This window comes from Candidatus Hydrogenedentota bacterium, from assembly GCA_013359265.1.
In the GTDB taxonomy this organism is placed as follows: domain Bacteria; phylum Hydrogenedentota; class Hydrogenedentia; order Hydrogenedentales; family SLHB01; genus JABWCD01.
Genome location: JABWCD010000035.1, coordinates 1 through 26,426 on the forward strand (window position 1 = coordinate 1; position 26,426 = coordinate 26,426).

23 protein-coding genes are annotated in these 26,426 nt (G+C 60.6%); 10 read left to right on the plus strand and 13 right to left on the minus strand.

Features of this window, described 5'->3' with window-relative positions; translation table 11 throughout:
* Together HUU46_23170 and HUU46_23175 are read left to right on the plus strand one after the other, a co-directional pair.
* Nucleotides 1–1,065 (plus strand): glutamine synthetase (locus HUU46_23170; protein NUM56543.1); only part of this gene is annotated, 1,065 nt, incomplete at its 5' end.
* A 564-nt stretch (nt 1,066–1,629) separates the two neighbouring features.
* Nucleotides 1,630–1,962 (plus strand): helix-turn-helix domain-containing protein, encoded by a 333-nt coding sequence (locus HUU46_23175; protein ID NUM56544.1) that lies wholly within the window; start codon nt 1,630–1,632, stop codon nt 1,960–1,962.
* An 899-nt stretch (nt 1,963–2,861) separates the two neighbouring features.
* Here HUU46_23175 and HUU46_23180 read toward each other — a convergent pair.
* Entirely contained in the window at nt 2,862–3,167 is a 306-nt protein-coding gene (locus tag HUU46_23180; protein ID NUM56545.1) for an MFS transporter, read from the minus strand.
* Nucleotides 3,168–3,211: 44 nt separating this feature from the next.
* Nucleotides 3,212–4,519, minus strand: a complete 1,308-nt coding sequence (locus tag HUU46_23185; GenBank protein NUM56546.1) for an MFS transporter — start codon at nt 4,517–4,519, stop codon at nt 3,212–3,214.
* A gap of 194 nt (nt 4,520–4,713) precedes the next feature.
* Here HUU46_23185 and thpR point away from each other — a divergent pair, with 194 nt between their 5' ends.
* The 4 genes from thpR (at nt 4,714) to HUU46_23205 (ending at nt 7,053) form a co-directional block, all read left to right on the plus strand.
* Nucleotides 4,714–5,271, plus strand: a complete 558-nt coding sequence (gene thpR, locus HUU46_23190) for an RNA 2',3'-cyclic phosphodiesterase (GenBank protein ID NUM56547.1) — start codon at nt 4,714–4,716, stop codon at nt 5,269–5,271.
* The gene (locus tag HUU46_23195) at nt 5,268–5,546 is read left to right on the plus strand and encodes a YggT family protein (GenBank protein ID NUM56548.1); all 279 of its coding nucleotides are present in this window, start codon (nt 5,268–5,270) and stop codon (nt 5,544–5,546) included. Before thpR ends, HUU46_23195 begins: the two co-directional genes overlap by 4 nt.
* 92 nt (nt 5,547–5,638) lie before the next feature.
* Nucleotides 5,639–6,253, plus strand: a complete 615-nt coding sequence (locus HUU46_23200; protein NUM56549.1) for a protein-L-isoaspartate(D-aspartate) O-methyltransferase — start codon at nt 5,639–5,641, stop codon at nt 6,251–6,253.
* A gap of 17 nt (nt 6,254–6,270) precedes the next feature.
* A complete protein-coding gene (locus HUU46_23205; GenBank protein NUM56550.1) occupies nt 6,271–7,053 on the plus strand; it encodes an ATP-binding cassette domain-containing protein in 783 nt (260 codons plus the stop codon).
* Nucleotides 7,054–7,077: 24 nt separating this feature from the next.
* Here the strand turns inward: HUU46_23205 and HUU46_23210 are convergent, their stop codons facing one another.
* The 4 genes from HUU46_23210 to HUU46_23225 all read right to left on the minus strand — a co-directional run bounded on the left by HUU46_23210 (nt 7,078) and on the right by HUU46_23225 (nt 10,947).
* Complete coding sequence (locus HUU46_23210; protein NUM56551.1) at nt 7,078–7,485, minus strand: GntR family transcriptional regulator; 408 nt, start codon at nt 7,483–7,485, stop codon at nt 7,078–7,080.
* 132 nt (nt 7,486–7,617) lie between these two features.
* Nucleotides 7,618–8,418, minus strand: coding sequence for a carbohydrate ABC transporter permease (locus tag HUU46_23215; protein NUM56552.1), 801 nt, complete (start codon nt 8,416–8,418; stop codon nt 7,618–7,620).
* A gap of 181 nt (nt 8,419–8,599) precedes the next feature.
* A complete protein-coding gene (locus HUU46_23220; GenBank protein ID NUM56553.1) occupies nt 8,600–9,514 on the minus strand; it encodes a sugar ABC transporter permease in 915 nt (304 codons plus the stop codon).
* Entirely contained in the window at nt 9,511–10,947 is a 1,437-nt protein-coding gene (locus HUU46_23225) for an ABC transporter substrate-binding protein (GenBank protein NUM56554.1), read from the minus strand. The genes HUU46_23220 and HUU46_23225 overlap by 4 nt, the downstream gene beginning before the upstream one ends.
* A gap of 225 nt (nt 10,948–11,172) precedes the next feature.
* Between HUU46_23225 and HUU46_23230 the strand changes: the two genes are divergently transcribed.
* Nucleotides 11,173–12,069 carry a fumarylacetoacetate hydrolase family protein gene (locus HUU46_23230; protein NUM56555.1) on the plus strand — a complete coding sequence of 299 codons (897 nt, stop codon included), beginning with the start codon at nt 11,173–11,175 and terminating at the stop codon, nt 12,067–12,069.
* A gap of 27 nt (nt 12,070–12,096) precedes the next feature.
* Here HUU46_23230 and dnaA read toward each other — a convergent pair whose 3' ends face one another.
* A complete protein-coding gene (gene dnaA, locus HUU46_23235) occupies nt 12,097–13,491 on the minus strand; it encodes a chromosomal replication initiator protein DnaA (protein NUM56556.1) in 1,395 nt (464 codons plus the stop codon).
* 832 nt (nt 13,492–14,323) lie between these two features.
* On the opposite strand from dnaA, the gene pdxA reads away from it, so the two are divergent.
* Together pdxA and HUU46_23245 are read left to right on the plus strand one after the other, a co-directional pair.
* Nucleotides 14,324–15,262, plus strand: a complete 939-nt coding sequence (pdxA, locus tag HUU46_23240; GenBank protein ID NUM56557.1) for a 4-hydroxythreonine-4-phosphate dehydrogenase PdxA — start codon at nt 14,324–14,326, stop codon at nt 15,260–15,262.
* Nucleotides 15,262–16,503 (plus strand): VCBS repeat-containing protein, encoded by a 1,242-nt coding sequence (locus HUU46_23245; GenBank protein ID NUM56558.1) that lies wholly within the window; start codon nt 15,262–15,264, stop codon nt 16,501–16,503. Before pdxA ends, HUU46_23245 begins: the two co-directional genes overlap by 1 nt.
* Here HUU46_23245 and HUU46_23250 read toward each other — a convergent pair.
* The 4 genes from HUU46_23250 to HUU46_23265 all read right to left on the minus strand — a co-directional run bounded on the left by HUU46_23250 (nt 16,486) and on the right by HUU46_23265 (nt 21,919).
* Nucleotides 16,486–18,717: a DUF3488 domain-containing protein gene (locus HUU46_23250; protein NUM56559.1), complete on the minus strand. Its 2,232-nt coding sequence runs from the start codon at nt 18,715–18,717 to the stop codon at nt 16,486–16,488. The genes HUU46_23245 and HUU46_23250 overlap by 18 nt on opposite strands.
* Entirely contained in the window at nt 18,710–19,789 is a 1,080-nt protein-coding gene (locus tag HUU46_23255; protein ID NUM56560.1) for a DUF58 domain-containing protein, read from the minus strand. Before HUU46_23255 ends, HUU46_23250 begins: the two co-directional genes overlap by 8 nt.
* 3 nt (nt 19,790–19,792) lie before the next feature.
* A complete protein-coding gene (locus HUU46_23260) occupies nt 19,793–20,764 on the minus strand; it encodes a MoxR family ATPase (GenBank protein NUM56561.1) in 972 nt (323 codons plus the stop codon).
* A gap of 192 nt (nt 20,765–20,956) precedes the next feature.
* Entirely contained in the window at nt 20,957–21,919 is a 963-nt protein-coding gene (locus HUU46_23265) for a dienelactone hydrolase family protein (protein ID NUM56562.1), read from the minus strand.
* Nucleotides 21,920–22,053: 134 nt separating this feature from the next.
* On the opposite strand from HUU46_23265, the gene HUU46_23270 reads away from it, so the two are divergent.
* Nucleotides 22,054–22,506, plus strand: coding sequence for a TerB family tellurite resistance protein (locus HUU46_23270; protein ID NUM56563.1), 453 nt, complete (start codon nt 22,054–22,056; stop codon nt 22,504–22,506).
* A 3-nt stretch (nt 22,507–22,509) separates the two neighbouring features.
* Here HUU46_23270 and HUU46_23275 read toward each other — a convergent pair whose 3' ends face one another.
* Both HUU46_23275 and mutS read right to left on the minus strand, forming a co-directional pair.
* Complete coding sequence (locus tag HUU46_23275; protein ID NUM56564.1) at nt 22,510–23,154, minus strand: hemolysin III family protein; 645 nt, start codon at nt 23,152–23,154, stop codon at nt 22,510–22,512.
* Between the two features lie 286 nt (nt 23,155–23,440).
* Complete coding sequence (mutS, locus tag HUU46_23280) at nt 23,441–26,059, minus strand: DNA mismatch repair protein MutS (GenBank protein NUM56565.1); 2,619 nt, start codon at nt 26,057–26,059, stop codon at nt 23,441–23,443.
* Between the last annotated feature and the right edge of the window lie 367 nt (nt 26,060–26,426).

The window sequence follows — 26,426 nt, forward strand, 5'->3', positions numbered from 1 at the left end:
ACCGCGATGGTCGTGTGCGACACCTACGACCACCACGGCCACCTCGTCGATATCGCGCCGCGCACCCTGCTCCGCAAACAGATCGAGAAGGCCAAGAAGCTGGGTTTCGTGGTCAAGGCCGCGCCCGAACTCGAATTCTTCCTCTTCCGCGAGACCCTCGAAGGTTCGCGCGCAAAAGACTACCGCGACCTCGAACCCATGTCTCGTTACATATCCGACTACTCCATCTTCCGCTCGTCCATGGACGAATGGATCATCGGCCCGATGCGCCGAAACCTTGCCGAAGCCGGCATCGAAGTCGAGTGCAACAAGGCCGAATGGGGCCACGGCCAGTTCGAGATCAATCTCGTCTACGGCGACGTGTTGCCCATCGCGGACAAGCACGTCATCTTCAAGACCGCCGTCCGCGAAATGGCCGCGCTCAACGGCGTGCAGGCGACCTTCATGGCGAAGTGGGACTCGAAGCACAGCGGCAACGGCGCGCACATCCACATGAGCCTGTGGAAACAGGGCAAGAACGCCTTCCCCGATCCCAAGGGCGAGCATGGCATGTCCGCCACCATGCGCCACTTCCTCGGCGGCATGATGCACCTCGCGAAAGACCTGCAACTCTTCTACATGCCGAACATCAATTCGTACAAGCGCATCGAAGACCTGTCGTTCGCGCCCAGCAACGTCACGTGGGGCGGCGACAACCGCACCTCCTCGTTCCGCGTCGCCGGCCAGGGCAAGTCGATGCGCCTCGAAAACCGCATCCCCGGCGCCGACGCCAACGCGCACCTCATCTACGCCGCCATGCTCGCGTCCGGCCTCCACGGCATCGAGCACAAACTCGAGCCCGTCGGCCCCTTCGTCGCCGCCAACGCCTACGAACTTCCCAACCCGCCCAAACTCCACCGCACCCTGACCGAAGCCACTGACGCCTTTTCGAAAAGCAAGGCCGCCCGCCAACTCCTCGGCGACCCCGTCGTCGACCACTACACCCAAATCGCCCGCTGGGAAATCGGCGAATACAACAAATACGTAACCGACTGGGAACGCCGCCGCTACTTTGAGTTGATTTGATAGAGCAAGAGGGTGATACAAATCAGGGACTTTTGCTATATACTACTGAGTAGGACATGAAATTAACGCTGGTCGAGTTCAGATTATTCACGAGCCGCGTCGGCGAGTATTTGGATAGCGAAAGTTACCGGAAGCTGCAAAACGTACTTCTCGAACTCCCGGACATAGCAGCCCGTGGCAAAAGTCCAAATACCGCAATTTGTAGCGTCCCGCTCTCCGTGGCGGGCGCGATTTTGGGCCGAACTTGGCCTTTCCGCGTTTCGCCCGGCGCGGAGACCGGGCGCTACAGGACTTTTGCCACGGGCTGATAGGGGACATAATGCCCGGATGCGGCGGTCTTCGCAAGGTGCGAGCTTCGAATCCGGGCCGGCAGATAGGCAAACGAGGCGGTTGTCGAATAATCTACCTTTACATCCCAGAAGCGTCTCGAATTGACCTCCTGGCCATTTATGGGAAGGTAGAGCGTGAGGACTTGTCCGAAGAGCAGAAACGGCAGTTAAGAGGCTTGGCGGACATCGCACGCCGAGAGGCTTCTACCAGTTGGAAAGCACGAAGCAAACGACAATGAGCAAGAAGAAGCGCGCAGTATCGGCCTTTGAGCAAATCAAATCGGGACTGGAAGACAGTATCGCCTACTCGAGGGGCGAACTGTCCCTGCCAACGATTACCATGACACTTCCTGAACCCCCGCCCAAAACCAATGCGAAGAAAATCGCGGCGCTCCGGCGCAATCTGCGCATGTCTCAAACCGTATTCGCGGCAACCCTCAACGTGTCGAAGAAGACCGTGCAAAGTTGGGAACAGGGATTGCGCTCTCCGAGCGACGCTTCGTTGCGCCTACTTCAAATCATCCGGCGCAGGCCAGACGTGATCGACACAATCGTGTCGAACGGTTGATTCCCACTCGTTACGAAGTTTCCATTTCGTAACGCACTCTTGAAAAGCTCCGCTTCCCACTCGTTACGAAGTTTCCACTTCGTAACGCATTCTTGAAAAGCTCCGCTTCCCACTCGTTACGAAGTTCCCATTTCGTAACGCACTCTTGAAAAGCTCCGCTTTGTCCTTCCACCGAACCCCCGCACCTCGTCAACGACCATCCGGCTGCGCCGAGTATCCACACCCCCGCATCCGCGCCGAAGGTGCATCGCAACCCTAGCCAGGGGCATCGCCCCTGGAAAAGGAGGCCACCCATACCGTCTCGCGCTGAAAGCGCCCTGCTTTCACTTATCGCCTCCCTTGTCAACCAAAAGACCCTCGTTTCCCGCCGCGAGATTACATGGTATGTGCAACACCGTAGGCCAAGAGACGAAAAGGTCGCGCTTTACACAACTCGACAGCCCGCCGCAGCCGCAAACGCAGGGAGCATCGATCCTGTGAGGATTTGAGTTATCCGGCCCGGCCTAAACCAAGTAGTCACCACGCGCCAGCCCCCGGTGGCTGTCTTGAATACGGAGGCGTTCATGAAACCAGCACGCGCAGCGAACATGGCCCGGCTGCACCCCTTGTTTCGCCAAATAACCAGACCGACGCCCCATCCCCCGGAGCGGTACCGAATCGCACGCGTCATTATGAAATCAGCACTTACGACGAATACGGCTCCGCACCCCCCCTTGTTCCGTCAAAACGATTTCGGTACACCCCCCTGTCACCGCCCACGGATTTCCCAAGTCAACGTCTTGCTTCCTTGCTTCCTCGCTTCCTCGCTTCCTAACCGCTTCGCTACTCACCATTTCGCTATTCGCCATTCGCAAACCACAGTGCAACACGCTGGGCATATAAAGTGAAGGCACTCGATGCTACTCCGGCAATTTCTTGCCCTTCGTCTCGGGCGCCATCGGAATCACGAGGAGCCCGAGGATGAAAATGACCGAAACGAAAAGGGCCGCCTTTTGCGGTCCGTACAGGCCGCTCAACTTACCGAACAACAGCGGCGCGAACGCAGAGACGTACCGGGCGACGTTGTAGCAAAACCCGGTGCCCGTCGCGCGCAGCTTTGTCGGAAACAACTCGGGAAAATAAATTGCGTAACCACCAAAAAGCGTGAGCAGTATGAAGCCCATGATGCTGAACATGACCACGCCGCTCGCAAAGGAAGTTGTCATGAAGAACGCGAGCGGCACAACCACCGCGCCGCCGCAGGCTGCCGCTAGCTCGGCAAACGCTTTCCGCGCGTCTCCGGCGCGAACGGTAGCACCAGGAGGCCCAGCAGGAACACGATCGACATGAGCGCCGCCGACCAACCGAATCCGAGTTTTGCGCTGAGTATCCCGAAGGTCCACGGACCGGAGATCGAGATATACCGGGCGACGTTGTAACAGAACCCCGTGCCCGTCGCGCGCAGCCGCGTCGGAAACAACTCGGGAAAGTACACCGCGTATCCGCCGAACAACGACGTAAGGAAGAACCCCATGATCGCGACCATGCACAAGACAACGGCCGGCGAGTCCGAGATGTTGAACGTTAGCGGCACGACGATCGCGCAGGCGGTAAACGCCACCGCGAAGGTGGGCTTGCGGCCGATACGCTGCGCGAACCACGCCCACGTCAATATGCCGAAAAACGCGCCCGCGTTCTGAATCATGATGGCGTAACTCGCGAACTTATCGGCTTGGCCCCGCAATTCCGGCGCACTCTCCGGGTTAACCAGGCCCCGCAGGAAGTCCAACGAGAACGTACCAATGCCCCAGAACCCGACAACGCCGACTGCCGCCAGACACACGCCGACAATGGTATGGCTTCGCAACTCGCGATCCGAGAACAGCGCCGCGATGGAACCAAGCTTGATATCGCCGCTCTTAGCTTCCTGCTTCGCGGCGTGCCACTGCTCCGGTTCTCTCACGAACAGTCGAATGATGAAAACGAGCAGCGCCGGCACAAAGCCAACGAAGAAAATGTATCGCCAATTGTCTTCGCTGCCAATTGTCTGGAACACCGTAAGGCTGATCACACCCGCCAGAATGTTGCCAATGGCCGAGCACGCCTGCATGATTCCCAACGCGACCGGCCGCGCGTGGTCCGGAAACACCTCCGCCACAAGCGCGGCGCCCGCGGCGAACTCGCCGCCGATTCCCAGCCCGGTGAGAAACCGGAAGAACGCGAACATCTCCCAATTCGTCGCGAGTCCGCTCAAGCCGGTGAACACGGCGTACACCAACACCGTAATGGCCATGGTCATCGTGCGCCCGAGCTTGTCCCCCACCATGCCGAACAGAAACCCGCCTGTGGCCCAACCGAATATGAAGACGCCGTTTACGATCCCGCCGAGTGTCTTCAATTGCTCCGGCGTGCCTTCCGGTCCGACCAGGTCCTTCAATGCCGGTTGTCGCGCGGCCACGTATAGCCACTGGTCCATCGTGTCGAACATCCAGCCCAGCGACACGACCACCAGGACAAGCCAATGGTATCCCGTCAGCCCGTCCGTCCATTTCTTCTTCCCAAACAGTACGTCCGTCACCGCGTCATCTCCCCCGGAGGCACAGGATTCTCCCCCATGCGTTGATCTCTGGTCGCGCCATCCCGGCTCGCGTGGCGCAGACGGCAGTATACGAACGCGGCGCGCGCCTGTCCATTTCTCACCTGCTCGCCCGGCCCGCCGTTCGCACCTCTGTTGCTGTAGAATTGAATGCGAGGGGGACGAAGCGTACACGTATGCGCTGCTTTCTCGCTATAGAACTACCCGAAAGCGTCACCGAGCGGCTGGGACATCTCGCGGCGAGGCTGCGGCGGTGTCCCGTCCGCGCGTCATGGGTCCGTCCCGAGCACATGCATCTCACCTTGCGCTTTATAGGCGACGCGGACGACGCAAGCGTTTCGACGATTGTCTCCAATCTCCGCGGCGCGTTCGACAGCGTCAGACCATTCGAGTTGCACGCCCAGGGCGTCGGCGCGTTCCAAAACCCGCGCAAACCGAGCGTGATCTGGGCCGGTATTGGCCCGTTGACCGGGCCGCTGGAAAACGTCCAGGCGATCTGCGAAGTGGCGGCCCAATCCGCGGGAATAGCGCCCGAGCCCAAACCTTTTCACCCGCATATCACGCTCGCGCGCGTAAAAGACTTCCGCCCGCCCGCCGAACTGACGCAGGCCATCGAGCGCGAGCGGGGATTCACCGCGGGTGAATTCGCCGTCTCCGCCGTGTCATTATTGAAGAGTGAATTGACGCCGCGCGGGCCCGTCTACACGCGGCTGGAGGAGTTCCGTTTCGCGTGAGCATCGATTTGGGCGCAATGATCGGCAGCGCCATTTACAGCGGCTTCACGTTGTACATGCTGCTGATCCTGGTTCGGTGGCTCGGTCCATACATCGAACTCGATTTCTACGACACGCGGCTGCGCTGGATCGCGCGCGCCGTGGACCCCTTGCTCCGCGCGATTCGCGGTATCGTGCCCGCGGTGGGCCCGATGGACGTCGGCCCGCTCATCGCAGTACTCCTACTTTGGTTGATCCGCACGGTCGCGATCGACATCGTGACCCCGCCGGTGTAACCGTCATGTGGGGCCGATCGCGCGATACGGGACCTCGCCGGGACGACAGCGGTTCGCTACCCTTCGATTCGTACGAAAACGAACGCGCCCGCATGGTCGAGTCGCAACTCATGGCGCGGCGAATTGTCGACGAGCGCGTCCTCGATGCGATGCGCGCCGTCCCGCGCCATGCCTTCATCCCCGAACCGCTGCGCCGGCATGCGTACGAAGACCATCCGATCGAAATCGGCCACGGCCAGACCATCTCGCAGCCCTACATGGTCGCCGTGATGACCCAGTTGCTGGAACTCGATCCGTCGGACCGCGTGCTCGAAATCGGCACCGGCAGCGGATACCAAACTGCCATCTTGGCGTCCATCGCGTCGCACGTTACCTCCGTCGAGCGCATCCCGCCTCTCGCCGACAGGGCCGCCGAACGGTTGAGAAATCTCGAGTACTCGAACATCGAAGTGGTAACGGGCGACGGCACCCTCGGCTGGCGCGACGGCGCGCCGTACGACGCGATTGTCGTGACCGCCGCGGCGCCTTCCGTGCCGCTGTCCCTGCGGGAGCAACTGGCCGAAGGCGGACGGCTCGTCTGCCCGGTTGGTCCGCGCGAACTTCAGTATCTGGTGCGCGTGGTCCGGCACGGCGGAAGCTTTCATGAAGACGAGAGCGTGAAGTGCGTGTTCGTACCGCTCATCGGCGCGGAAGGCTGGCCAGGCTAGATGGGATCGCGGCCGCTGTGACGGACATCCTCTCCCTCGATTCGATCGGCTTCGTCCGGGATAGCCGCACTATTCTTAATTGCGTCTCGTGGACCGTGCGGCGGGGCGAACATTGGGCCATTCTCGGCGCGAACGGTTCCGGCAAGACGACGCTGCTCAAAATCGTCACCGGATACGAATGGGCTTCGGAAGGCACGCTCGATGTGCTGGGGAACCGGTTCGGCGAGACCGACGTCCGCGCGTTGCGCCGGCACGTCGGGTGGGTCAGCGCGTCGATCGAACAGCGCTTGCCCGCCGACGACGATGCACTCGACGTCGTTCTGTCCGGTATCGATGCGTCGCTCGGTCTGTATCGCCACTTCGATAGGGACGAACGGAACGCAGCGCTTGCAGCACTGGCCGGCGTCGGCGGCGACCACCTCGCGCACCGGAAGTTCGGCGTTCTGTCGCAAGGGGAACAACAGCGCGTTCTCATCGCGCGGGCGCTCGCCGCGCGTCCGGCCCTGTTGTTATTGGACGAACCCTGCGCGGGCCTCGACCCGGCGGCGCGGCACCACTTCTTGCGCGACATCGGAAATCTTGCGCAAACACCCACCGCGCCCGCGCTCGTCCTCGTCACCCATCACATCGAGGAAATTGGACCGTGGATTAACCGGGTCCTAATCCTCGCGCGTGGCGCCGTACTGGCCCAGGGCACGCCCGAAGAAACGCTCACGGCGCCGATTCTGTCGGAAGCTTTCGCCGCGCCATGCGAGGTAACCTTCGAACACGGCTCGTACCGGCTGGACGTGAAACCCTAAAAACGATACGGCGCCGAGGCCGTCTCAACGTTTTCGGTAGGGCCCCTGGCTCTTGGTGATCGTGTCGGCCGCCAGCGAGCGAATCTGCGCCGGTTTGATCCCGACTGCTACGCATTCGGCGACCGCCTCGCGCAGATGTTCCGTTACCAAAGCGCCTGCGCGGTCGCGGGCAAGTTTCGGGGCCTTCTCTGTTATCGTAACGCCCACGCCTCGGCGCGATTCGACGATACCGCATAGTTCAAGGTCGCGGTACGCCTTCATGACCGTGTTGGGGTTTACACCCAACATCAGCGCCAAATCCCTGCCGGACGGCGCGCGATCGCCTGCCTTCAGGCGCCCCGACGCGACGTCAAACAAGATTTGGTTCTCGATTTGTGTGTATACCGCGAGTGGGCTGTCAAAGTTGACGGAATACCGGGCATCGTTAGACATCAACTCTCCCTTATACGTGAAAGTGTCTGTGTAGTTATTTTCGCTACAGTACACATCGACATAAGGTAGCGGAATCTATGACGTATTTCAAGATTACTGCATTGCAGATATAGGACGGCGCCTCGCCGCGGCCTAGCCCTTCAGGCCGGTCATCGTAATCCCCTGAATGAACATGCGCTGTGTCAAGAAAAACAGCACGATGATCGGAACGGTAATGACGGTGGACATGGCCATGAGCGGCCCCCACTCGCTCTCGTGGGTGCTCTGGAATTGTTGCAGCGCGATCGCGAGCGTGTACTGGCGATCGTCCTGCAGATAAATGAGCGGATTGAGAAAGTCCGCCCACTGGAACAGAAACATGAACAGCGCGGTCGTTGCCAGAGCGGGCTTCGACAACGGAACGATTACGTTCATGAAAATGCCCAACTCGCTGCACCCGTCGATGCGGGCGGCCGCCGACAAGTCGCGCGGGATGCCCATGAAAAACTGGCGCAACAGAAATATGTAGAACGGGGTGCCGAAGAATGCGGGGATGATCAGCGGTTTGAAGCTCCCGGTCCAGCCCAAGTGTTTATAGAGCACAAACAGCGGCACGAGCGTCACTTCGTAGGGAAGCATCATGGTCGCGAGGACTGCGATGAAGAGCGCGTCGCGCCCCGGCCAATCTATCCGCGAAAAACTGTAGGCCACCAGCGAGCACGAAATTACCGTGCCGATTACCACTGACACACAGATAAAAAGGGTATTGCGCAAATTGATCCAAAAGTTCATTGTGTCGAACGCCCGTGGATAGTTCTGCCAATGAAACCCGATATCCTGCTGAACCGCGACATCCGACGGCCAGACGGACAATTCCTGTCCGTCGACCAGAATGACCTTCTTATCCTCTTCGTCACGGAGTTCGATTCCGGACTTGCCCTCGTACGTGACCATGCGGCGTCCTTGGTCGTCGAAGCGCTCGGTGCGCGGAATCCATTGGGGCGGTTCGCCTGACTTCGGGAAGATCGCCGATTCGTGTTTGAGCGAGGTGGACACCATCCACACGAATGGCGCGATGAAGAGGACCGATGCCGCAAGCAACAGCGAGTGCGCCAAGAACGAATGGAGCACGGACTTATTCGCCATGGTAGTGGACCCATCGCTTCGACGTATACATCACGCCCATCGTGCACGCGAGTACGACTACGAATAGCATCCACCCCATCGCGGACGCATAGCCCATGTTCAGGTAATTGAATGCCTTCTGGTAGAGATAGAGCGCGTACACGAGCGTCGAATTCGCCGGCCCGCCCGTGCCCGCCGTCATGACGTACACCTGGGTGAAATACTGGAATGCGCCGATAAGCCCCATGACCAGGTTGAAAAGAATCGTTGGGGTGATCATCGGGAGCGTGACGTTCCAGAATTTTCGTATCGGGCCGGCGCCGTCTATTTCCGCCACTTCGTAGAGCGACTGCGGGACTTCGGCAAGGCCCGCCAGGAAGATCACGACGGCCCCGCCAATGCCCCAAAAGCTCATGAGGATGAGAGATGGCATGGCCCAATTTTCGTCGGAAAGCCAGTTGGGCAGCGGGAGGCCGGCCCGCGCGAGCAGCCACTCGACGCCGACTTGGCGCAGCACGCCGTTTAGCAGTCCGCTTTCGGCATTGAACACCCACAGCCACAACACGGACGTGGCGACGATCGGCACGATCGTGGGCAGAAAAAAGACCGTTCGGTAGGCGGACATACCGGTCAGCTTCTGATTGAGAAATACCGCCAACAGAATGCTGAGTGCTATGCCGATGGGCACCGACCCGAGCGTGTAGTAGAACGTGTTGTACAGCGACGTATGCAGATAGCCATCGGACAGCATTTGGCGGTAGTTGGCGAGTCCCGTCCACACGGGCGGATCGATCGCGTTAAAGCTGCAAAAGCTGTAGTAAACGCTCGCTCCAAACGGGTACAGCGTAAACGCCAGAAACCCGATGATGTAGGGCGACGCGAAGAGCAGTCCATTGCGCAAATCTCGGCGAGCGGACTTGGTCATGGCGTCTTCGCCACCTTGGTTTCGCGAACGCGGTCCCAATCCGCGTTCACCATGCGCTGCGAGTCCGCCAGGGCCTGCTCCGGCTCTTTGGCGCCGAACATCACGTATTCGCGCGCTTTCTGGCATTCGTCCGCAAACTGACGCCCCACGGGAATCGACGGGTAATACACGGCCGGCTTCGTCATGAGTTCGTTGACGAACACGCGGAACTTCGGATCGCCGCTGAAGCGTTCCTGAGCGGCCTCCGACCGCCGGCCCGTCACATTGTGGATCATGTACGCGAAATCGCTCGCGGGCGACGGCCGGCCGTCCGGCCGTTGCGAATAAAACCACGCCAGGAATTCGAGCGCTTCCTTTTCGTGTTTGCTCCCAGCCGGAACGCCGTCAAGCACACATGATCCCGAATAGCACATCGGCGGGGCGCCTTCCGGCTGCGGGATCGGCGCGACTCCCCATTCGAGATTCGGCGCGTACTTCGGAACGAACGTGCACTGCCATTCGCCCTCGTGGATCATCGCGACCTTGCCGGTATAGAACGGATTGGTCGCGCTGAAGTACGCCCCGCCCGCGGAGAACCCGTTGTAGAACGCCTGCGCCACGTCCTTGTCCAGCGAATACGGAGCCGGGTTTGGATCGGCGGGGTCGCGAATCCAGCTCCGCTGCCATTCGAGCGAGCGGACGATATTCGGGTCCTGCGCGGCGACGACGATGGAGTTGTCCGGATCGAACCACTTTCCTCCGAAGAAGTTTCCCCACATGTAGGTGAAGTCCCAGGGCAGCCAGGGAAGGAATCCAATTTGCTCAATGCCGCCCGACGCGTTGCGCACAGTCAGCTTTTGCGCATACTCCTCGAGCTCCTTCAGCGTTTTCGGCGGGCGTTCGGGATCGAGCCCCGCTTTACGGAATGCAGCCTTGTTCCACAACAGGCAGTAGACATCCGTTGTCGTCGGAATACCGTAAACGTGGCCGTCGATGTAGACCGCCTCGTACATGTGCGGGAAGAAGTCTTCCTTACTCATGTTCGGCTGCTTGGCCATCCATTCCTCGAGCGGAATAAAGCACCCTTGGGGCGCGAGTTGGGCGAGCGCTTGCTGATCCATGCTGCACACGTCCGGCGGGGCGCCGCTTGAAATGGCCGTCAACAGCTTCTCGATGCGCCACCCGATGCTGATGGAGTGAACGTAAATCCGGTCCTGGCTCTTATTGAACTCGTCCACGAGTTCTTTGTGCATATCGAATTCGTGGCCTTGCGCACGGTTCCAATAGGTGATGACCGTGCGGCCCTGTTGAACGGCCTCCCACTCGGGGTCTGCGCCGGGAGCAGGCGGGACGAATACGGCGAGAACCGTACCCGACCGCACGGGCCAGAGAAAGAACAGAACAAACGCGCACCCCAACGCGGCGGCTGCCCAGGAGAAATACGTCCTCTGCAATACCTATTCTCCACCCCGACGCGCCACGCCCGGACACGTTCGCGGGCAATCGACTCAAGCCGATCCGATGCGCACTGGCTTTGGGGATTTCCAAAACCGGCGCACGCTCCACACCGAATGCGTATTATGCGATTCCGTGTATGAATTTTCCAACACAACGCGCACCACATTGTCTTTCGTGTAGTGTGGCGTGTAGGCTTGCCCCGTTTTCCGAAGGAGACCGGCGTGAAAATTGGCGTAGTTCGTCTCGAAAGCGAGTCTGCCGTAGCGCTTGAGGTTGATGGCCGTTGGTTCGATTTTACGCGCGCCTACCGAATATACGAACTGATGGAACGGCAACGGCTCGGCATGCCGGTGCGCGATGTGCTCGAATTGCTGCGCATGGGATTGGTCGATCCGTCCGCGCTTTCCCCGATCCTTGCGGAGTTCCGCCGGCATTCGATCGTTGACAAGTGTGCGCTGACGGGACCGCTCAGCTTCGAATTGCCGTATCGTCCCGGAAAGATCGTCGCCATCGGCCGCAACTATGCGGCGCACGCCGCGGAAACCGGCCACGATGTTCCCAAAGAGCCCATATTCTTCTCGAAGGCGCCGACGTCCTGCATCGGTCCTGACCAGGCGATCGTGATACGGCCGGCGTATGGACGCGTCGATCACGAGGGGGAACTGGCGGTCGTCATCGGCCGCACGGCCAAGGATATTTCGCCCGCGGATGCGCGGGCGTGTATCGCGGCGTACGCGTTGGTGAACGACGTGACGGCACGCGAGATGCAACGGGAGGACATCGCTGCCGGCCACCCGTGGTTCCGGTCTAAGAGTCTCGATACGTTTTGCCCGTTCGGGCCGTACCTCGTGCTGCGCGACGCCCTGCCCTGGCCGCTGGAAGTGGACATCGAGTGTGCGGTGAACGGCGAAGTCCGGCAAAAGAGCAACACGCGCCACTTCATTTTCAAATTGCCCGAACTGATCGCGTACGTCTCGCGGTTCGTCACACTCGAGCCGGGGGACGTGCTGTCCACCGGTACTCCGGAAGGTATCGCGGCACTCCACCCCGGCGACGTCGTCGAGGTGCGTGTACCGGAAATCGGTGTCCTTCGCAATACCGTGCTTGGAGTTCGCTGACTCTTGCTCTCACGCCGGCCAGGGCGGCTATCCCCGGATTTTTCGCTGTAGCAGCGCGGCGAGTTGCGCGGTCCCCTTGTCGTTCTTCACTTCCTTGCCGATCTTCTGGACCGCGTACAGCACCGTTGTGTGGTCTTTACCGCCGAGCGCCTCGCCGATCTCCGAATAAGACAGCTTCGCGATCATGTCCTTGCAGAGATACATGGCAAGTTGGCGCGGGTACGCCACCTGGCGCTGCCGGTTGCGGCTGCGCAAGTCGGAAATCCGCACGTCAAAATGTTCCGCGACGGCGCGGAGCACGGCTTCGACGTTTATCGGCTGCAGACGTTCCTTACCGATGAGATCACGCAATACTTCCTCGGCGAGTTCGGGTGTGATCGGTTTTTCCGTCAACTTGGCGTACGCGAGGAGCGTGACGAGCGAACCTTCGAGTTCGCGAATGTTCGACGTAATAAACTTGGCGATACAGTCCAGCACTTCGGCCGGTACGGTCAGGTTTTCGCGGGCCGCCTTATTCTGGAGGATCGCAATGCGCGTTTCGAGGTCGGGCGGCTGGATGTCGGTGACCAACCCCCACTCGAACCGCGAAATGAGTCGCTGTTCGAGACCGGCAATCTCCTTGGGGGGGCGATCGCTCGATATCACAATCTGCTTGTGCATATCGAACAACACGTTGAACGTGTGGAAAAACTCTTCCTGCGTCGCTTCCTTGCGCGAGATAAAGTGGATGTCGTCGATGAGCAGCACGTCCGCTTTCCGGTACTTCGTTCGAAATTTCATCGTCGACTTCTTCGCGATGCTCTCGATGAGTTGATTGGTGAAGTGCTCGGAGGAGATGTAGCAGATGTTTGCGTCCGGCCGGCGCTGAAATATCTCCTGCCCAATGGCTTGCATGAGATGCGTCTTGCCGAGGCCCGTGCCCCCGTGCAGGAACAGGGGGTTATATGCACGGCCTGGCGACTCCGCGACCGCGCGTGCGGCCGCGTGCGCGAACCGATTCCCGTTCCCGACGACGAAGCGGTCAAACGTATACCGCGGATTGAAAGGTTGCGGGCGCGGGGTCTGCGGAGCGCGCTCTTGCGGCATACGCGGGAGCTGGAGTTGCTCGGGCTTTGCCTTGACCGCTTTAGACGCACCGTCCGTCGAAACCGGCCGAAAAACCACTTCGCGCAAATCGGGAACGACGGTCCCCGCGCACGCAAGCACGGCATCCATGTAGTGCTCGCGCAACCAGTCCGCGAAGAACTTGTTGGGTACGGCGACCGTCAGCCGCCCATCTTCATAGGAATCGAATCGGGTTTGGGAAAACCAGTTCTCGAAGCTTAGCTCGTCGAGGATTTTTCGCAGACGCTCCTGTGTTGCGTCCCATGGGTTTTGATCGTCAAGGGCCGCATGGACCCCACCACCGTCGTTTGCAGGCAAAATGCCGAACCCCCTTCCGCCATTAGTGAGTTGAAATCCCGCGCTCAGGTCAAACCGCCGAACTCGCGCGAGGCTCCGACCCCTACCGTTTCTCGATACCCACGGACGACCGCAGCCACGTACCGTCCCATGAGCCTACCGCGTACCCACTCCACAGCGGCAATGCCCAGTCTGCAAGAAACGCTGCGCGACACATCGGTCAGAAATGCGCGCGATCGCTTTGCACACGCAATCCACAAGTTATCCACAGTACGTGCGCAACATGCGCCGTGAAGTAAGTGCCGAAGTTTGCATCACGATCGCGCGAACTGTCAAGCACCTTTTCTACATCACTGACGCGTGACCGTTTACATCGTGTTACGCTCACCGCGCGATTCGTTCTGTCGCGCACGGTTCCAAAAATCGCGCACGCACATCACGGAAATCACGACTTGTTTCCGCCCGCAACGCAGACAGATTGGGTACGCCAGTTTTCCAATTTGGGAGTAATGGAGCGTGCAGATACGTACGAACAGACACAACTCACCCGCTTCGAATTGTGATGCCATAACAGAAGACTGAAGCCGACGGCTTTTGCACACCCAACCTGCCGCCGCTCCCCAACGATCCGCTCCAAGATCGAGAATTGAAATTATAACATCCGATTGGCCGCCACGCAAGAGCAATCGCGTTCGAGCGCGAGGCAGCGTGCGCGGCATCAACTCCTGACACCGAGTGTTCCAGTGGAGTTGCCGGGTGCGCGCGCGTATGCTATGCGCTTTCGGAGCAACACGTGGAAGTGCAACAACGAGTAGACGAACGCTTCGTGCGCAAGCCGCGCGTTGCGCTTACGATGGGCGATGTAAACGGGATCGGTCCCGAGATTCTCGCGCGCGCGCTGGGCGACCCAAAACTGGCAGCCATTTGCGCGCCGATCGTTTACGGCTGCGCCCGCACACTGCGTGACGCGCGCGACCGAGTGCAGGCGTCGTTCGGGGACGATTCGACGGTAATCGATTGCGGCCATGATTTCCCGCGCCGGACCCCGGGCATCGTGCAAAAGGATGCCGGCCTGGCGGCGATCGCCTGGATTCGCGAGGCCGTAAACGCGGCGCTGCGAGGTGATGTCGACGCCGTAGTCACGTGCCCGATAAACAAGGAAGGAATTCGGCTAGCGGGGTGCCGTGCAATTGGCCACACCGAAATCGTCGCCGAGATGACCGGTTCGGCCGAATACCGGATGTCGCTGTTCGCCGGCCGCATGCGGATTGTACATATCACCGGCCATTTGCCGCTGGCCGAAGCAATTACCGAGGTGAAGACGCCGCGTATCGTCGAGACCGTCCGCATCGCCCACGACGCCCTGGCGCGCCTTGGCGTTGCGCCGCGCAGAATCGCCGTGGCGGGGCTGAATCCGCATGCGGGCGAGAACGGGCTTCTGGGAGACGAGGAATCGCGGGAAATCGCACCTGCGGTCGCCGCGTGCGTGCGCGAAGGCATCGAGTGTACTGGCCCATATCCTCCCGATACAGTGTTTCGACGCATGCGCGAGGGCGAGTTCGATGTCGTCGTCGCCATGTACCACGATCAAGGGCATATCCCCTTGAAGCTCATCGCCATGGACGAAGGCGTCAACGTAACGCTCGGCATCCCCATCGTGCGGACAAGCGTCGATCACGGCACCGCGTACAATATCGCGTGGAAGGGAATCGCGCGCGCAGACAGCCTTCTCGCGGCAATCGAACTCGCCGCGCAGTTTGCCGCCGCGCGCCCGGCTCGAGTGGCGCGATAATGTCTGCATCCCTGCGCATCAGTGTGGTGGCCGCGTGTTTCCTGACGTCCGTGGGCGCCGAGGTATTTGTCAAGCACGCGGAACGCTTCCAAGTCGGCCCAAATCCCTGCTCGATCGTGGTCGAGGACCTGAACGCGGACGGCATTCCCGACATTGTCACGGCGGACCGCGGCGAGTTGGCGAGTATGCGCGAGGAACGCCCCGCCAACGACGAGTTGTCGCTGTTGCTCTCCGAATCCCCGCTAAAGTACGTGGCGCGTCCGCCGCTTCGCGCCGGGTTTGCGCCGTACTGCGTGGTCGCCGCAAACATCGACGCACTCAAGGCGCCCGACCTGGTTGTCGCCAGCTTTCACGATCCGCGCCGCCGGCACATCACGCTGTTTCGCAATCTCAGCGAGAGCGGGTTTGAACCGATTACGTTCACCATACCGGACACCGGGCTGCGCTACGCGCGAATGCTCGACAACGATCAGCAGCCGTTGTACACGGTGCCGGGCCTTACCTCGCTTGTCGTGCGCGACTTCAACCACGACGAGTTTCGCGACGTTGTAGCGACTGCCTGGTCTGCCGATGCAATCGTCTTTCTGCCGGGCGATGCGGAGAAATACTTTGGCGCACCTGTGATTACGCCTGCCCGCGGCGGTCCGCGCGACGTTCAAGCGGCGGACCTGAACGGCGACGGCGAGGTGGACCTCGTCACAGCAATGTACAATTCGGGCGAGATTGCGGTCTGGAAAGGCGCGGGCGATGGCACCTTCGCCGAGGTAAACCGGTTTTCGAGTACCGGTCCGTTGCCGCTCAAAGTCCGGCTAGCCGACTTCAACGGCGACGACAGAACCGATATCGCGGTAGCCCATTGTTTTACGACGGACTCCGTCGATATCTTCTTCGGCGACGCCGAACGTAGCTTTCGTTTCGGGATGGCGCAACGGGTCTCCATGTCGGAGAACGACGATTACCAGCGTGTCGACGACGAAATCCGCGATCTCGTCGCGGGGGATTTCAATCGAGACGGCAGGCCGGACTTTGCGACCGCGTGCTACGCTTCCTCGAAGGTCCGCATCTTCCTCAATGGGTCGCCGCCGGGACAGCTACCACTATCCTTCGCGCGGGAGGTCCATTCGTTCAAGGACGGCCGGCCTCGCGCAATCGTCGGCGGAGACTTCAATGGTGACGGCAAGACAGACATTGCCGTCGCCTTGTGGCAGCGGAACGCGGTCGCGTTACTGCTCGGCCAATGACGGCTGCCGCGCCCGCGCGTCGCGCTTGACGAGGCGTACCGCCCGGGCCAATTCCTCGTAGCTCCGCTTGTCCATCGGGCGTCCTCCGAACCGGGTTTCGTTGTACGCCCGGACGATTCGTGAGACCGTCGCCGCGTCGATCGACGGATTCGATTCAACGGCGTGGACCAATTCGCGCGCGCCGATGCCGTGCGCGTCCGTTCCCAATGTGGCGACGCGCCTGCGCAGTCGCACGTAGAGCCGGGTCGCGCGCGCCTGATCGGCGGAATAGACCAGCCCTGCGCCGGTCTTCCGGCGTAGCGCGGCGCTCCGGTACATGAGCACGAATCCCCACACAATCGCCACACCTACAAAGAGCGATATCACGATTGCGGGTAAGCCGGTGCTGAGAGACTTCAGCGACGGCAGCGATGTCCGCATCAGCTCAACGTCGAACTGAATCAGCCCCATTGAAAAATCTGCAATGTCACTGAGCTGAATACCACTGCTGTAACCAATGATGTCGCGGTAGTACATAAATCGGGCCATGAGCAGGTAACGCCCGAGCACGCGCTGGAGCGCGGCCAGAAACGTATCGTTCGGATCGGCTTCGCCCGAAGGATCGAATATGCACCATCCAATTTCGGGGTCCAGATACACCTCGACCCACAAGTGCGCATGCCGCCGCCGCACGATAAACCCGCCGTCGTCCTCGCTCCAGTCGCCGTCCCGAAACCCGGACGCGACGCGTGCCGGCACGCCGACGCTACGCAACATCATGCACATGGCGCTGGCAAACAACTCGCAATGGCCGTGCTTTCGGATAAAGAGAAAGTCGTGGATGGGATCGACGGTCGACAAGCTCTCCAACGACGTCGAATACGAGTAGTTCGACGGGTCCTTCAGATACGTTTGAATCGCCAGTGCCTTGTCGTACGGCGTTTCGAGTCCGTCGGTGAGACTCTTGGCGAGTAACTTGGCCTCCTCGGAGATCCGGTTGTCGGTATGCTTTTGCATGGCGATCCGCGATTCCAGATCCATCCGGTATTGCGGCGGTTTGGCACGAAGCTGCGCGGGTGTCCAATTGGGCACCCGCGACTCCGCACGGTACGAAACGCTTTCGCCGACCGACTCCGTGATGACTATCGTCATCGGGTCTGTCTCAGACTGCGCAAAAATTGCCGCCGCGTTCGCCGTAGATCGAAGTCTATAAACTCCCGGCAGCGCCGGGACTCCCGGCAGGCCCTGGGCATCCTGAAGAAAAATCTCCTGGACGACGCGGCGCCCCACTTCCGGCGCCTCGCGGTCCAGCCTGCCGCCCCGGCCGCGCCAAAATACGTAGTCGAAGTCCACCGCGAGCCGGTCCCACTCGGAACCGATTAGGCGGTTGTAACTTGTAACCCGCCAATAAAGTCCGTCCGTCAGCCACTCCGGTTTACCCGTTGGCTCGTCGGGAAAGCGAGCCAGAAACACCGGCGCCTCGTCTGTCGCGATTGTGCCGCCCGCTGCGATGTTCACTCCGGAATCCAACCCTGAACGCTGTACATTCGTGACTAGGTTGCTGCGCCCGAAGACGCCCGCCTCGATCCGCGGCGTAAGCAGGAACAATACGAGCGTCACAACGATGCACCCAATCGATACACCCGCCAATACCGGCCCCACGGACATCTGATCGCGGCGCTCCCCCCGAATCCACTGTAGGACCTCCGGCGGAAGGAAACCGCGGCGGTATTCGGCCGGAAGGAGGTCGGCTATATTTCCGTTCTTGTTGGCTTCCGTTTCGGCATAGATTTGAACTGTTGCGAACGCCCATACCGCACTGAAAACGAATACCGGGACGACGAGACCAAAACCGGAATCCGGGCTTTGCGCCGCCGCGTCAACCAGTAGGAAGAACGCCATGAGGAAGAGGTACTTGTACTCCTTCACCCCTTTCCCGTGCAGAATCAGGTAGGCCTGTACGTACAAGACAATTGCCGTGAGCCCGGAAATGAGGTTGAAAAAAAGGTACGGCACGACAAGGATCGTGAAGACTATGGTGACAGACTGCGAGACGCGCCGATATGCCGCCGAGCGTGCATCCAATCGCTCGAAGAAGCGCATCGCCGCGACGAGCGCTATCGGCACAATCGCAATCTCGGGACCGAACGCCTCCGTCGTTGCCAGCGCGAGATAGCCGGACAGCGTCATGATCGCGAGGCTGATGCGCACGGTGCGCAGCGAGAACTCAGGCATGGATCACCTCCCGCGGGTCGAGCACGCGCGGTTGGCCCGCCGCGAACATAGCTCCCCACTGCGCCGGGTCCGGCGAGACAAGTAAATAGGACGCGTGTTGGTAGTCCCCCTCTTCTAACGCGCGGTCGAACGGATCGCGCGCGTCCGCTTCGGCCGGTTCGATCCGCGCCAGCAACTCGAGCACCTTCAAGGCGTGCGCGGCCCCTTCGCCTTCCCGGAGGACCAACGTCGGCGTGACAATGGCCACGCGGTATTGCCGGTTAAGCAGCGTGACGGCGATGGACGCGACAAGCTCGATCGCTTCCTCGAATCGGTCGGGGTAGTTGTCCACACTGGCCTTGATGCGCGAGTCAAACGCGATCACGACGTAGCGCGACGTCTGCTGCTCGAGTTCCTTTACGTATAACGTTCCGGTCCGCGCACTTGCCCGCCACGAAATAAACCTTAGGTCGTCGCCGGGAATGTACTCGCGCAGGCTGAAGAATTCGTCACCAGGGCCCTGCGCGACTTTCGGCAGCTCCCCGGAACCCCGCAACTGCTCGATCAACGCCGTGCGCGCCGCGAGTACGCGCGGGTACACCAGGACTTCCGTATCAATTGGGACGATTCGGCGCGCCTCGATTATGCCGAACGGGAACGATGTCACAAGTTCGAGACTCGGGAGCTTTCGCAGCCCACGGCGCTCGAACAGTTCCGTATAACGTATTTGCGCCGTGCGCATCGCTGGAATCGAAAGCACGTACCCGATCGAGACGTCTCGGTATCCCTCGTTTTCGATGCGGATGGACGCCACGGGCAGGTATTTTCGATGGTTCGCGATGCGCACCAGTACGCCGAAGGATTCGTTCCGGTTGACCGCGCGGGGCGCCTCGCGGACGAACTCGAGCTTCTGCAGCGTCCGGCGGCTCAGCACAAATGATGCGGCTATGAAACTCGCGATGCCCGCAAAGATTAGGTAGTAAAGATTGATGCCTGAGTTCCATGACGCCAGAAGCGAAAGCATCGCGCATACGACGAACACAAGCCCAGTCCGGGTGATTCGCCGCCGGGTGTGCCGGATACGCTTCTTCATGGTCTACTCGGGAATTGGGGTCTGTTTGAGTATCTCGTGGATCACGCGCGCCCGCGCCCGCGCCGACGCAATCGGGTTCCCGTCGCGCGATTTCACGAGAATGCGGTGCGACAATATCGGTATGGCCATCTGTCGAACGTCGTCGGGCGTCACGTAGTCGTGCCCTTCTACCATCGCGCGCGCCTGGCACGCCTCGTAAAACGACACCGACGACCTCGGACTCGCGCCAAGCTGGACAAACTCGTTGTCGCGCGTAGCCTGGACGATGGCGAGCATGTAGCGTGCGACGCTCTCTTCGACCATAATCGTGCCCGCGATTCGCTGAAGATCGGTGATGTCCTTGGCCGCCAACACGGGCTTGAGTTGTTCCAACGCGACTTTCGGATCGCGCCGCCGCATGATGTGCAGCTCGTGATCGTCGCCCGGATAGCCCATTTCAACCCGGAGCATGAACCGGTCCAATTGGGATTCGGGCAGCGTGTATGTGCCCTCGTACTCGATCGGGTTTTGCGTCGCGAGCACGATGAACGGATCGGGCAAGGGCCGAGTCACGCCGTCCACCGATATCTGAAACTCGCTCATCGCCTCGAGCAGCGCGCTCTGCGTCTTCGGCGGCGTCCGGTTGATTTCGTCCGCCAACACCACGTTCGCGAAGAGCGGCCCCTTGCGAAACTCGAACTCGTTCGTGCGCTGGTTCAGGATCGACACACCAATGATGTCCGACGGCAGCATGTCGCTGGTGAATTGTACGCGGTGAAATGTGCCCTCGATCGACCGGGCAAGGCCTTGGGCGAGTGTCGTCTTCCCCATGCCGGGGACGTCTTCGATTAGGATGTGTCCGCGCGCGAGAAGGCCCGTCACACACAGCTTTACGACTTCGGACTTGCCGAAAATGACCTGTTCAATGTTCTCGACGAGACGCGTGACGCGCTCGTCCACCACCACGGGCCGTGCGTTCTTCGTGACCGTTGCCATGACTACTCCCGAGCGTTAAAGAGATGATATATGAGGGCATAACAAATCGGCTCGCCGTGCCAAAGCGACACTGGATAATTTGTCGACCGAACGAAAACCGGAGCTAACACCGACCAGGCTCGAGCGCTATATTCAGTAAACCTCGCGGCCCTTGTCAACCGCTACGGGTGCCGGTCTATTCCGGTACCGGGGTTACAGCCAGCGCTCGAACCAGTCGTCTGCCTGCTCGAGGGCCTGGCGCGGCAAACCTTGGTCGGTCTGGTACGCGTATTGGACAAGCGCGTCTGCGGCGCCAAGGTACTTGTACATAGTTTTCGCGGATTTAACCGCTTTCTCGCCGCTCTTGGCATTGGACAACGCTTCTTCGTTCGTCGCAATTAGCATGGTCGGCGTCGGCGCAATCAGCGCCAGGATGTGCTCCCAATCAAACGCGTACGACTTTGTCGCAACGGCGTCGCGAAGCTTCGGCAGTTGGATGAAGCCGTTATCGCTCGCCCATCGGCCGGGGTTCTTGTCGTCCGCAAACCGGATAAACCCGCAACTCGATACGCAGCATTGCACGCGCTGATCGAATGCGGACAGGAGCAATGCGTTGGTTCCCCCCAGTCCGTGACCGACTACGCCAAGTCGCGCCGGGTCGACGCGCTTCAGATCGCACATCGCGTCGAGCGCGTACGAATGGTCCTGCAGCATCTTGCCGAGAACAGACCGCTTCGGATTGTCCTTGTAGAACGACTTGGTGTCGTACGGCGGAAGACCGTGGGAAAGCCGCTCGCCGGCCGTCACGCAGTCGGGCGCGATCGTAACGTAGCCCAGTTCGGCATAGCGTTGCGCAATCGCCAGCCGGGCGTCACCCTTCACGCCCGCGGGTTCGTCTTTGCCCTGCGGCACGGCGGCGTGACAGCACAAAATGCCGGGCACCTCGTCGCGCCCGTCCGGGACGAAGAGCCACGCGGTCACGCGTTCCCATTCGTCCACGAAATAATTTACGCGGCGGCGCGTGAACCCGGGAAAGGACGTTTCGTCGAGCGTCTTCATCTGCAACTCGACGCGCTCGGTATCGATCTCGCCGAGTACATTCCTGACCGCCGCGTCGATCTTCTCGCGGACCGCCGGCCATTCCGTCAAGCCTTTGAGCTTGCTCAAATCCTGCATGTTCGCTGCACTTCCTCCGTGGGGTTCAATGTAACAATCCATCCATGCACGGTGCAATCGCATGTCCACGGCGCACCGCGCCTAGAATCCGGATACGCCGCGATGGTATCGTCCCGGCAGGACGAGGTGCGTTCATGCTTTCACGAATTGTCTCGCTATTCGCCCCGCAGGTGCGGGATACCGCCGAAAATCACGCGGAACGACTGCGCCTGGCAACCTCCGTCATCCTGATCGAAGCGGCGGGTGCGGACAACGAATTCTCGGCGGCGGAGTGCGAGCACATCGTCCGGACACTGAAGGAGCGCTTTTCGCTGACGCAGGACGACGCGGAGGAACTCGTGCAGTACGCGACCGAACGCCGTGCGGAGTCGAGCGATTTGTGGAAGTTCACGAACACCATCAACCAGGCGTGTACGAACGAGGAAAAGCTCGACATCCTGCGCGAGGTATGGCGCGTGATCTACGCGGACGGCACGCTGGACGGTCACGAGGACTACCTCGTCCATAAGCTCGCAAAACTGCTCAACCTCAATCACCCGCAGTTGATTGGCGTCAAGATGTCGGTGCGTGCGGAAGTTTGCGGCTGACCGCTACATCGCGTAAAAGAGTATCGCGAAGAAGTGCATCGCGCTTGCGCTGAGCACGAACATGTGCCAGATGGCGTGGTTGTACGGCAGTTTCTCGAGCGCATAGAAAATCACGCCGACCGTGTACGTGACGCCGCCGGCAACCAGCAGTTGCATACCGCCCGGCGGAATCGCCTCGATCGACGGTTTCACCGCAATCGCCCCCACCCACCCCATCGCAACGTAAATGAGCGGCGTCAGGATCGGGAAGCGGCCAATATGCCACCACTTCAAAACAATTCCGATCGCGGCAAGCGCCCAAATGGTCCCAAACAACGTCCAACCGACCGGTCCGCGAAGGTTTAACAGGGTGAAGGGTGTGTACGTTCCCGCGATCAACAGATAGATGGCGCAGTGGTCGATAATCCGCAGGTAGTGTTTGAGTCGCGGCGAGTGGAAGCTGTGGTAAAACGTCGATGCCAGATACAGGACGACGAGGGACGCCCCATACACGGAAAAGCTCACAACCATGTACGGGTCGCCGTGTATCGACGCCGACACCACCAGGATTACGAGGCCCGCCACACTCAGGACGAACCCGATCCCATGGGTAATGCTATTGGCCAGTTCTTCGCGTAACTGCTTGCTCGTCACAACCGTATGATTCACGTACTGCCCTCGGCTGCCTGCGGACGCGCCGCCGGCGAAGCGCGCGCTCGCAACGACATTGTACCCGGATCGTCCTTGCTTCGCTAACCATTCTTATCGACACAAAGCGCTAACTTCTTTACAAGCTCGCAGTCTGGCCGTTTCACTGGCAACCATAGATTCGCCCGCACGGCACAACCATCTCACCTGTGCGCGGACGCGGCACGGGCTGAAAAACCGTTCCGGCGGGGTCGTACGGGGGCGGCGTAGCCCTGATCAAGCCGCCCGCGCGACAAGACTATGTCGCCTACCCCTCTTTCCGGGGCTTCGCAAGCAGGTGCTTCAAGTGGCAGACCAGTTCGTGCGCCTCGCGCGGCGACAGATCGTCCGGGTTGACTGCCTCGAGTTCGCGCTCGATGGCGGTCGGCTCCGTGGCCGCGCTCGCGCCGAACAGATACATCTGCTGCGGCAGCCCGAGCGACGCGGTGCTGCCCGACTCTAACGATTCCAGAATATCGCGCGCCCGCTCGATGACGGGCTTCGGCAATCCCGCCAGCTTGGCCACCTGAATGCCGTAGCTGTGGTCCGCCCCGCCGTCTACTATGCGATACAGGAACACCACCTTGCCGCCCCATTCGCGTACGGCAACATTGACGTTCTTCGCGTGTTCCAGCTTGTTCGCCAACTCCGTGAGTTCGTGGTAGTGCGTCGCAAACAACGTCTTCGCACGGATGCGGTCGTGGATGTGTTCGGCGACAGACCACGCGATGCTGATGCCATCGAAGGTGCTGGTACCGCGGCCAATTTCGTCCAGCACGAGCAGGCTCCTCTCCGTCGCGGAATTGAGGATGTTCGCCGTCTCGATCATCTCGACCATGAACGTGCTCTCCCCGCGCACCAGGTTGTCCGACGCGCCCACGCGAGTGAAGATGCGGTCCACGACGCCGATGCGCGCCTCCGCCGCAGGCACGTAGCTGCCAATCTGCGCCATGAGCGTAATGAGCGCCACCTGCCGCAGGTACGTCGACTTTCCTGCCATGTTCGGCCCGGTGACGATCTGCATGCGCGCGCCGACCGGCTCGAGGTACGTGTCGTTAGCGACGAAATCGTTGCGCGCCATCAAGTCTTCTACGACCGGATGACGCCCGTCGCGAATCCGGATTTCTCCCCCATCGTCGATCGCGGGCTTGCAGTAGCCCTTCGCGGATGCCGTTTCCGCAAGCGACAACATGACGTCGATCGTTGCGATGGTGTCGGCGGTCGCCTGAATGCGCCGCGCTTCGTTCGCGACGCGGTCGCGCAACCTCACGAACAAATCGTACTCGATTTGCTTCATGCGCTCGTCCGCGCTGACGATCTCTTCCTCGCGCGATTTGAGCGTCGGCGTGATGTAGCGCTCCGCGTTCACCAACGTCTGCTTGCGTTCATAGTCCGGCGGCACGAGGTGCGCGTAGGACCGGGTAATCTCGATGTAATACCCGAATACCTTGTTGTATCCGACCTTCAAATTCGGAATCTTCGTCCGCTCGGACTCCTCCCGCTGCAACGTCGCGATCCAGTCGCGCCCGCCGCGCACAAGCCCGCGCAGCCGATCGAGTTCCGCGTCGCACCCGTCGCGCATGATTCCGCCGTCCAGCAACGCCAGCGGCGGTTCGTCGACAATCGCATCGGCGATCCATCCGGTCACGTCGGCAAGTTCGTCGGTACCGTCGCGCAACGATGCGAGGAGTTGCGATTGGCAACCGGCAAGCGCCTCGCGCAGCGTCGGCGCGTGCGACAACGACAGGCCCAACGCCTTCACGTCGCGCGCGTTCGCCGACCGAGAGGTCAGCCGCCCGGTGAGCCGTTCGAGGTCCGCGATACCGCGCAGCACGTCGCGCAGCGTCAGGCGCAGTTCCGCGTTGCTGTGCAACTCCTCGACGCCGCCGAGCCGCTCGCGAACCGCATTCACATCGAGCAGCGGGTGAAGAATCCAGTGGCGCAGCTTGCGCCCGCCCATACTCGTCGTCGTCCGGTCAAGAACGGACATCAGCGTGCCTCTGCCCTTCTTGTCAACCATGGATTCGACAAGTTCGAGATTGCGCTGCGTGTTGCCGTCGAGCACGACGTATTGCGAGGGACTGTACCGGCGCGGCAGGCGCAACAACGGCGCCATGTCACGTTGTGTCGTACGCACGTATTGAAGCACCGCGCCCGCGCAACTCGCGGCCTCGGGCGCGTCGTCGAGACCGATCCCCTTCAACGTCGCAAGACCGAACTGTTCCAGCAAACTCGTCCGCGCATCGCCTGCGTCGAACTCGTCGTCCGATCGGTTCGTAATCGCAATGCCGGAGAACCGCGTGCGCAGGCGGTCAAGCGCCTGCCCGTTGAAACCGGCCGGCACCAGCAATTCCGCTGGGGCCATGCGCGTCAGTTCGTCGAAAAGTGTGCGCTCAACGTCGCCATCGATTTGAGCGGCGAGGAACTCGCCCGTCGTGATGTCCACCAGCGACAACCCCGCGCGGTCGCCGCGCACGCACAGGGCCGCGAGATAATTGTTGCTGCTCGCTTCCAGCAGGTGTGGTTCGAGCACCGTGCCTGGCGTGATGGTGCGCACGATCGCACGCTTTACCACGCCCTTCGCGTCTCGCGGGTCTTCGACCTGCTCGCAGATCGTGATCGTGCGGCCGGCCTTGATCGCCTTGGCCAGGTACGTGTCCACCGCGCGCACCGGCACCCCGGCCATCGGAATGCGGTCGTCTTTGTTCACCGCGTCACGCGATGTCAGCGCGATTCCCAACAACTCGGCCGCCTCGACCGCATCCTCAAAAAACAGTTCGTAGAAGTCTCCCATGCGAAAGAAAAGCAGAGAGTCCCCACTCTCGGCCTTGGCTTCAAGATATTGCCGAAGCATCGGCGTGAGGTTGGCTTGCGAAATATCGCCCAATTTTTTCCACTGGTGCGCCACGGGGGTCAGAGTATATCAATCGCGGTGAATTCGGACACTACTGGCTCCCGTCAATCGATTTTGTTGATGTTTGTAGCGCCCGGTCTCCGTGCCGGGCGGCATTCCACGTGACTGGGACCGCCAAATTCAAATGGCGCAGACCACCAGTGGTTCCCGTCAATCGATTTTGTTGATGTTTGTAGCGCCCGGTCTCCGTGCCGGGCGGCATTCCACGTGGCTGGGACCGTCAAGTTCAAATGGCGCAGACCAGCAGTGGTTCCCGTCAATCGATTTTGTTGATGTTTGTAGCGCCCGGTCTCCGTGCCGGGCGGCATTCCACGTGACTGGGACCGCCAAGTTCAAATGA

Bases quoted from the DNA above. Each gene is read 5' to 3' on its own strand.
- thpR (NUM56547.1), top strand. From the start codon at position 4,714: ATGCGCTGCTTTCTCGCTATAGAACTACCCGAAAGCGTCACCGAGCGG.
- HUU46_23215 (NUM56552.1), bottom strand. From the start codon at position 8,418: ATGGTCACGTACGAGGGCAAGTCCGGAATCGAACTCCGTGACGAAGAG.
- HUU46_23175 (NUM56544.1), top strand. From the start codon at position 1,630: ATGAGCAAGAAGAAGCGCGCAGTATCGGCCTTTGAGCAAATCAAATCG.
- HUU46_23250 (NUM56559.1), bottom strand. From the start codon at position 18,717: ATGCCTGAGTTCTCGCTGCGCACCGTGCGCATCAGCCTCGCGATCATG.
- HUU46_23210 (NUM56551.1), bottom strand. From the start codon at position 7,485: ATGTCTAACGATGCCCGGTATTCCGTCAACTTTGACAGCCCACTCGCG.
- HUU46_23180 (NUM56545.1), bottom strand. From the start codon at position 3,167: ATGACAACTTCCTTTGCGAGCGGCGTGGTCATGTTCAGCATCATGGGC.
- HUU46_23200 (NUM56549.1), top strand. From the start codon at position 5,639: ATGGTCGAGTCGCAACTCATGGCGCGGCGAATTGTCGACGAGCGCGTC.
- HUU46_23260 (NUM56561.1), bottom strand. From the start codon at position 20,764: ATGGCAACGGTCACGAAGAACGCACGGCCCGTGGTGGTGGACGAGCGC.
- HUU46_23265 (NUM56562.1), bottom strand. From the start codon at position 21,919: ATGCAGGATTTGAGCAAGCTCAAAGGCTTGACGGAATGGCCGGCGGTC.
- HUU46_23245 (NUM56558.1), top strand. From the start codon at position 15,262: ATGTCTGCATCCCTGCGCATCAGTGTGGTGGCCGCGTGTTTCCTGACG.
- HUU46_23270 (NUM56563.1), top strand. From the start codon at position 22,054: ATGCTTTCACGAATTGTCTCGCTATTCGCCCCGCAGGTGCGGGATACC.
- pdxA (NUM56557.1), top strand. From the start codon at position 14,324: ATGGGCGATGTAAACGGGATCGGTCCCGAGATTCTCGCGCGCGCGCTG.
- HUU46_23220 (NUM56553.1), bottom strand. From the start codon at position 9,514: ATGACCAAGTCCGCTCGCCGAGATTTGCGCAATGGACTGCTCTTCGCG.
- HUU46_23255 (NUM56560.1), bottom strand. From the start codon at position 19,789: ATGAAGAAGCGTATCCGGCACACCCGGCGGCGAATCACCCGGACTGGG.